The following is a 7,319-nucleotide window of genomic DNA, read 5'->3' on the forward strand; positions in this document are numbered from 1 at the left end:
TGGTATTTAAATTGAGTAGGCAAACAGGATGAGCGAGTCAGTAAAGCGCGCGTTTGAAGGGGTAAAACTGTTTCCGTTCTGGCTGGACAATCCGCGCGCGCCGGCTGTCGAACGGGAATTGATCGGTCCGACCACTGCGGATCTGGTCGTGGTGGGAGGCGGCTTCACCGGTCTATGGGCCGCGATCCAGGCGAAAGAAGCCGACCAGTCGCTCGACGTCGTGCTGGTCGAGGCGGGCAAGGTGGCTTATGGCGCCTCGGGCCGTCCGGGCGGCATCATCTCGACTTCGGTGATGCACGGCCTGCCGAATGCGACGCGCGTCTTTCCGCAAGACCTCGACGTGCTCGAAAAGCTGGGCCAGGAGAATCTCGACGGCTTCAAGGAGTCGTTGACGCGCTATGGCATCGAGGCGGATGTCGAATGGAACGGCGAGATGACTGTTGCAGTCGATCCGGGCCACCTCGGTCATCTGAAGGGCGATTACGAGTTGCATGTCTCACATGGGCACGACGTGGTGCTGCTCGACAGCAAGGGCGCGCGCGAGCAACTCGATTCACCGCTTTTCGCAGGGGCGATGTGGTCGCGCAATCGCAGCGGCACGATTCATCCGGCGAAGCTCGCGTGGGGTTTGAAGGCCGCCGCGCTGAAACTCGGCGTGCGTCTGCATGAACATTCGCCGATCACGCGCCTCGAAGATTGCGGCGCGAAGATGATCGTGCACACGCAGTCGGGCCGCATCGAAACGCCGCGCGTGCTGCTCGGCACCGGCACCGCGGATGTCGGCGTGACCGACATCAAACGCCGTGTGATGCAGGTGCGCGATCACATCATCGCGACGGCGCCGTTGAGCGAAGAACAGATGACGCGCATCGGCTGGAAGAATCGCCAGGGCATTTACGACACGCGCACGCAGCTCAATTATTTCCGGCTCACGAAAGACAACCGCATTATCTTCGGCGGCCGTGTGAGCTATCACTTCGGCGGCAATCCGAACCCCGCCGCCGATCGCGACGAAAGCACCTATTACAAGCTAGCGGAAGCGTTCTACCGCACCTTCCCGCAACTCGACGACGTACGCTTCACGCATGCCTGGGGCGGCCCGATCGACTACTGTTCGCGCGGCGCCGTGTTCGCGCGCCGCTATCACGGCGGCAAGAGCGTGTTCGTCGCGGGTTATACGGGCTTTGGCGTGGCGGGCAGCCGCTTTGGCGCGAAGATGGGCCTCGACATGCTGTGGCATCGCGAGACGGTGATCACGTCGCTCGATATTTCGCGCAAAGGGCCGTCGTATATTCCGCCGGAACCCGTGCGCTGGATCGCCGCGAAGATCACCTTCAACGCGTTCGACGGCGCCGACGATCGCGGCGGCTGGCGGCGTCTGTGGATCAATTCGATCAAGGCGCTGGGTTTTCCGATGTAGTTGATGGCGTCCGCGCAATCGTGCCGGGCGTTTTTTTGCGTTTTTTGGTTTCTTCGCCAGAATAAAAAACCGCACCTCAATGGGTGCGGTTTCCGGTGAAGCAACGGTGCGATGCAGTCAGAATCAACCGCAATACACGATGCTGTACTTCTTGGTCGCCACCGGCATGTGCCACGTGCCCGAGAAGCCTTTGTGCAGGATGAAGGCGTCGCCGGCGGCATAGCGTTCGCTGCGGCCGTCGTCGCTGGTAATCACGACTTCGCCTTCGATCAGCACGCACACTTCGTGAATCGGCAGGTCGGCCAGCTTCAGCGTGCCCGCATCGCATTGCCACACGCCCGCGGACAACATGTTGGTGGCGTCGGAGAAAGCATTGAGGGCGTGCGGTGCCTTGGCGCCTTCGAGAATGACGTCGGCCGGATCGTGCAGGGCCGGGTTCAGGCCGGATGCGCCAGGGCCTTTAGCGTCGATGCGGGTGAAAGTGATGTTGCTCATGTGTCTCTCCTGGTTGATTGGATCGAGGTCGCTATCGGTGTGAATCGATGCGAAAAATGGATTCGAAGCCGGAGTCTGAGCCAAAGCCGCGTAGCGATGAATTTCGATTTGAAGACATTCAGATTGAGTGGCGTCGATGTAAAGCAGGCGATGCCGCCGCGGGTGCGATTTGCCCCGCATCTGACCTGAAACTTTCATGTAGAGGACAAGCCCCATGCAACACGCCAAGCAGTTTTATATCGACGGTCAGTGGGTCGACCCCGTCGACCAGACCAACGCCGCCACACTCGACGTGATCGATCCGTCCACCGCCGCCGCGTTCGCGCAAATCTCGCTGGGCAGCGCGGCGGATGTCGATCGCGCCGTCGCGGCCGCGAAGCGCGCATTTCCCGCCTACAGCGATACGACGATCGCGCAGCGCATCGATCTGCTGCAAGCGATCCTCGACGTCTATCGCAAACGCTATGACGACATGGTGCATGCGATCAGCCGCGAGATGGGCGCACCGCTGCAGTACGCGAACGACGCGCAGGCATGGACCGGCGTCGCACATCTGGAAACCATGATCCGCACGCTCGATACCTTCGAGTTCGAGTACGTGAAGAGCGGCATTCTGATCCGCAAGGAAGCGGTCGGCGTGTGCGGGCTGATCACGCCGTGGAATTGGCCGGCCTTGCAGATCACCACCAAGGTCGCGCCCGCGCTCGCGGCCGGCTGCACGATGGTGCTCAAGCCTTCGGAACTGGCGCCGCTGTCCGCCATCATCTTCGCCGAGATCCTCGACGAAGCGGGCGTGCCGGCCGGCGTGTTCAATCTCGTGAACGGCGAAGGCCGCACCGTGGGTGAAGCCATGTCGTCTCATCCGGATATCGACATGATGTCGTTTACCGGTTCGACGCGCGCGGGCGTGCAGGTCGCGAAGGCCGCGGCGGACACGGTCAAGCGCGTGCATCAGGAATTGGGCGGTAAATCGGCCAACCTGATTCTCGAAGACGCCGATCTGAAGGAAGCCGTGACGCGCGGCGCGCGTGCCTGTTTCGACAACAGCGGCCAATCGTGCGATGCGCCTACGCGCATGTTCGTGCCGCGTGCGCGCGAGGCCGAAGCGCTGGCGTATGCGAAAGAAGCCGCGGAAGCGTTGAACGTCGGTCCCGCGGACGCGAAGGGCACAGACCTCGGCCCCGTGATCAGCGAACAGCAGTTCGACAAGATCCAGCAGCTGATCGGCGTGGGTATGGAAGAGGGCGCCACGCTGGTAGCCGGCGGCCTGGGCCGCCCCGAAGGATTGAAGGGCGGCTACTTCGTGCGTCCGACGGTATTCGGCAAGGTCACGCCGGACATGACAATTGCGCGCGAGGAAATCTTCGGGCCGGTGCTGTCGATCCTCGCGTACGACTCCGAAGACGAAGCGATCGCGATGGCCAACGACAGCCTCTATGGTCTCGCGGGCTACATTCAATCCGGCTCGATCGAGCACGCGCGTGCGGTGGCGAAGCGCCTGCGCACCGGCACGATCTATCTGAACTACGCGGACTACAACCCCGAGGCGCCGTTCGGCGGCTTCAAGCAATCGGGCAACGGGCGCGAGTACGGCGAGTTCGGTCTGGAGGACTTTCTGGAGATCAAGGGCGTGGTCGGTTACGCGGATTGAATTCGCACAGCGCCGTGAGGTAACAAAACACTAAAGCAGCAACTCGATCGAATGAAATAGCCGGCGCTGCTCGGGATCTTGCGAGCGCGCCCCTTCATCGATCACTTCACGCAGGCATTCGAGAAAGCACGCGGCCGCCGGACTCGTCGGCGCGCCGCGGCGTGAGGTGATGCTGACGATGGTTTCATCGACCGTCTCACGCAATGGCAGCGCCCACAGCTGCTCCTTCGCGAGCGTCACTTCCACGAGCGGCCACGGAAAGATGCTGAGCATGTCCGTGTGGGCGAGCAGACCCAGCACGACCGCCAGCGAGTGCGCAAGCAGAATGGTGTGCGGCACCTGCATGCCACGCTTGCGGAACACATTGTCCGAGATCGACTCGCGACTCGCCGGGTCCCAGTTCAATATCCATTCCGCGTCTTCCAGTTCGAGCAGCGTGCGGCAGCCGGCCTTCGGATGATCGCGCCGCGCGACCACGGCCGAGTGCGTGGAAAACAGCGGCACGTTGTGAAACTCCGATTGCGGCGACGCGGGTGGAGGCCGTCCGATCGAAAAATCGAGGCTGCCGTCGCGCAAACGCGGCTGCACGACCGCGAGCAATCCTTCGAAAAACTCCAGTTGCACTTCAGGCATGCGCTGCCGGAAGCGCTGCACCGTGGGCGGCAAAAACGTCAACGCGACCCACGGCGTGACGCCGATCGACAGTTTGCCGGCCGCCGCGCCGCGTAATGCTTCGATCTCGGCTTGCGCCCGTTGCAGTTGCCCCAGCACCACGCGCGCATGCACGACCAGCGCGCGGCCGAACTCGGTAAACGCGACGCCGCTCGCGCTGCGCACCACCAGCGGCGCTTGCAGATCGGCTTCCAGTTCGCGCATCGCCTTGGTCACGGCGGCGGGCGAGAGGCCGAGCGAGCGCGCGGCGGCCCGGATACTTCCAGTATCGGCAATGGCCGCTAAGGTGCTGAGTTGATGCAGTTTCATCTGACAGAGTAGGTGTGAGGGTGGCAACCATGAGTTGCTGCCGTAACGATTTTACGCCTGCCGCTGGAATATCGGCGTCGTTATGCTGGGTTCACGCTTTCAATGACGGAGACACGACGTGAACACCATGGCCATTCCGGCGGGCATCGCCGAACTCGAAGACGAAATGATCGCGCTGCGCCGCCAGATCCACGCGCATCCCGAGCTGGCTTACGAAGAGTTCGCCACCGGCGATCTGGTCGCCGAACGCTTGCAGGAGTGGGGCTATACGGTGCATCGCGGGCTCGGTGAGACGGGCGTTGTCGGCCAATTGAAGGTCAGCGACGGTACGCGCAAGCTCGGGCTGCGCGCCGACATGGACGCATTGCCGATTCATGAAACCACCGGCCTGCCATATGCGAGCAAGCTGCCCGGCAAGATGCACGCATGCGGCCACGACGGCCACACGGCCATGCTGCTCGCCGCCGCCAAACATCTGGCGCAGGAAAAGTGCTTCGACGGTACGTTGAATCTGATTTTCCAGCCCGCCGAAGAGGGCTTGGCCGGCGCGAAAAAAATGCTCGAGGACGGCCTGTTCGACAAGTTTCCATGCGACGCCGTGTTCGCGATGCACAACATGCCCGGCCATCCGACGGGCAAGTTCGGCTTCCTGCCGGGCTCGTTCATGGCCTCGTCGGATACGGTGATCATCAAGGTAACCGGCCGCGGTGGCCACGGCGCGGTGCCGCATAAGGCGGTCGATCCGGTAGTGGTGTGCGCGCAGATCGTGCTGGCGTTGCAGTCCATCGTATCGCGCAACATCGCGCCGCTCGATATGGCGATCATCACCATCGGCGCGATTCACGCGGGCGAAGCACCGAATGTGATTCCCGAGACGGCCGAAATGCGTCTCTCGGTGCGTGCATTGAAGCCCGAGGTTCGCGATTATCTGCAGGAGCGCATCACGGCAGTGGCGTGCGGCCAGGCGGCCGTGTTCGGCGCGCAGGCGCACGTGGACTATCAGCGTCGCTATCCGGTTCTCGTCAACGATGCGGAGATGACCGGGCTGGCGCGGCAAGTCGCGCTCGACTGGCTGGGCGAAGGCGGCCTGATCGCCGACATGCAACCGCTCACTGGCAGCGAAGATTTCGCGTTCCTGCTCGAGCGTTGCCCCGGCAGCTATCTGATCATCGGCAATGGCGACGGCGAGGGCGGCTGCATGGTTCACAACCCGGGCTACGACTTCAACGACGATTGCCTCGCCACCGGCGCCGCCTACTGGGTGAGACTCGCGCAGACGTTTCTGGCCTGAGGCCGCAGCGTTTGCATAAGCGGGCAAAGCCGCCGCGCATTAGCAGGAAGAACATCACGGAGACACAGATGGACTATTCCGCCACACCGCAACCCGCAGGCACCGACGCGTTGAGCATGCAGAGCACGCCGGCCGCGCAGCCTGTCGGACGCACGAGCCACGCCAAGGCGATTGCCGCGATCACGCTGGGCAACGGCCTCGAGTTTTTCGACTTCACGATCTATAGCTTCTTTGCGACGATCATCGGCAAGCTGTATTTCCCGGTGGAAGGGCAGCTCGCGCAACTGATGCTGGCGGTCGGCACCTTCGGCGTCGGGTTCATCATGCGTCCGGTGGGCGGCATCGTGCTCGGCGCGTATGCCGATCGCGCGGGCCGCAAAGCCGCGATGAGCCTCACGCTGTGGCTGATGACGCTCGGCTCCGCGATCATCGCGTTCGCGCCGACTTATGCGGCGATTGGTGTTGCCGCGCCGCTGCTGATCATTCTCGCGCGGTTGATTCAGGGCTTTGCGCTGGGTGGTGAGGTGGGGGCGTCGACGTCGCTGTTGCTGGAGTATGGGAGCAACAAGACGCGCGGGTTTTACGGTAGTTGGCAGTTCGTGAGTCAAGGGCTGAACACCGTGTGCGGATCGTTGCTGGGTGTCGCTTTGGCGGCGGCGCTTTCGACTGCGGCGCTGGAGAGTTGGGGGTGGCGCGTGCCGTTTGTGATCGGCATGGCGATGGGGCCGATTGGTATTTATATTCGGCGGCATCTGAATGAGACGCTGCCTGGTGTGGAAGATGGCGCGGCGGTTTCGCAGCCGGGTTTGCAGCCTGCCTCGCAGCCGGTGCGCAAGCTGTTTCGCGAGCATTCGCGCGTGATTACGACGGGCGTGTTGACGACGATCGGTGGCACGGCGGCGAACTACATCGTGCTGTTTTATCTGTCGACCTACGCGATCAGGATTTTGCATTTGCCGATGTCGTCGGCGCTCTGGGCTGCGTGGACCGCCGCGGTGGTGACGGTGATCTGTTCGCCGTTTGCCGGGGCGTTGTCCGATCGTGTTGGGCGTAAGCGCGTGTTGTGGATCTCGCGGGTGTTGCTGATCGTGGCGGTGTATCCGGCGTTCATGATTATCAATGCTTCGCCGACGGTGCCGGTTTTGTTGTCTGTAGTCGCCGGATTGGCTGTGCTCGTTGCGTTTACCGCTGTGCCTAATATCGTCATGCTGCCGGAGATGTTTCCTCGTGAGATTCGTGCTACCGGGATGTCGATTGTTTACTGTCTCGGGGTTTCTATCTTTGGTGGGTTTGCGCAGTTTTTTGCTACGTGGTTGATTCAGATTTCGGGGAGTAATCTCGCGCCGGCTTGGTATCTGATTGGGTGTGGGGTGGTTTCGTTGTTGCCGTTGCCGTTTATGCGGGAGACTGCTGGGCGGGATATTGGGTAGTGGTTTTTTTGGCTGTGCTTTTTGGGGTGTTGGCCTTTCCTTGTGTTGTTA

General features: G+C 62.2%; 6 protein-coding genes. 4 read left to right on the forward strand and 2 right to left on the reverse strand.

The annotated features are described in order from the left end of the window. Positions 1 to 28: 28 nt before the first annotated feature. Positions 29 to 1,420, forward strand: a complete 1,392-nt coding sequence (locus tag P0D96_RS38215) for an NAD(P)/FAD-dependent oxidoreductase (protein WP_408318951.1) — start codon at positions 29 to 31, stop codon at positions 1,418 to 1,420. Positions 1,421 to 1,543: 123 nt separating this feature from the next. Here P0D96_RS38215 and P0D96_RS38220 read toward each other — a convergent pair whose 3' ends face one another. Then, positions 1,544 to 1,915, reverse strand: coding sequence for a cupin domain-containing protein (locus tag P0D96_RS38220; RefSeq protein ID WP_132375088.1), 372 nt, complete (start codon positions 1,913 to 1,915; stop codon positions 1,544 to 1,546). Positions 1,916 to 2,129: 214 nt separating this feature from the next. Here P0D96_RS38220 and P0D96_RS38225 point away from each other — a divergent pair, with 214 nt between their 5' ends. Next, the gene (locus P0D96_RS38225; protein ID WP_408318953.1) at positions 2,130 to 3,566 is read left to right on the forward strand and encodes an aldehyde dehydrogenase family protein; all 1,437 of its coding nucleotides are present in this window, start codon (positions 2,130 to 2,132) and stop codon (positions 3,564 to 3,566) included. 30 nt (positions 3,567 to 3,596) lie between these two features. On the opposite strand, the gene P0D96_RS38230 is transcribed toward P0D96_RS38225, so the two are convergent. Continuing rightward, positions 3,597 to 4,547 (reverse strand): LysR family transcriptional regulator, encoded by a 951-nt coding sequence (locus tag P0D96_RS38230; protein ID WP_132375086.1) that lies wholly within the window; start codon positions 4,545 to 4,547, stop codon positions 3,597 to 3,599. A 118-nt stretch (positions 4,548 to 4,665) separates the two neighbouring features. Between P0D96_RS38230 and P0D96_RS38235 the strand changes: the two genes are divergently transcribed. Continuing rightward, positions 4,666 to 5,838, forward strand: coding sequence for a M20 aminoacylase family protein (locus P0D96_RS38235; RefSeq protein ID WP_408181488.1), 1,173 nt, complete (start codon positions 4,666 to 4,668; stop codon positions 5,836 to 5,838). 68 nt (positions 5,839 to 5,906) lie between these two features. Then, positions 5,907 to 7,268 carry an MFS transporter gene (locus P0D96_RS38240; protein ID WP_408318955.1) on the forward strand — a complete coding sequence of 454 codons (1,362 nt, stop codon included), beginning with the start codon at positions 5,907 to 5,909 and terminating at the stop codon, positions 7,266 to 7,268. The last annotated feature ends 51 nt before the right edge of the window (positions 7,269 to 7,319 follow it).

This window comes from Paraburkholderia sp. RL17-347-BIC-D (assembly GCF_046027915.1).
In the GTDB taxonomy this organism is placed as follows: domain Bacteria; phylum Pseudomonadota; class Gammaproteobacteria; order Burkholderiales; family Burkholderiaceae; genus Paraburkholderia.